The following is a 372-nucleotide window of genomic DNA, read 5'->3' on the forward strand; positions in this document are numbered from 1 at the left end:
TCGGGGCAGTCCCGAGAGAAGATCGGCTGGGCATCAACCGTTCGGTCGTCCACATGGCTGCGCATGTTCCCGATGGGAAATTCGGAACCGGTGAGCAAGCCGACATCGATGCCTCGCGCATCGTTGCCGTCGATCAGCATGACGTGGCTGTACGGCGTGCCGCCAAGGCTCCCGACGATATCGGCGTTGAAGGCGGCGAGCGCCGGCCGGCTCTCCGCCTCGACCACGGCGAGGACGTCGGCCTTCAGTTCGATCATCACCCGCGCTGTGTTGCGCATCGCCTCCTCGTCGACTGGTGCAGGGATCAACTCCAGGGAGCCCACCCAGTCGGCACGTCCTTCGGCCACGATCTCCAGGCCACCGGCCTTCGGG

1 pseudogene is annotated in these 372 nt (G+C 65.9%); it reads right to left on the reverse strand.

Annotated features, from left to right (window positions below):
* A pseudogene (locus tag CVH10_RS18260) lies at window positions 1-372 on the reverse strand (hypothetical protein); the annotation flags it as partial.

Origin of the sequence: Halomonas sp. ND22Bw, assembly GCF_003011945.1 — a bacterium.
In the GTDB taxonomy this organism is placed as follows: domain Bacteria; phylum Pseudomonadota; class Gammaproteobacteria; order Pseudomonadales; family Halomonadaceae; genus Halomonas; species Halomonas halophila.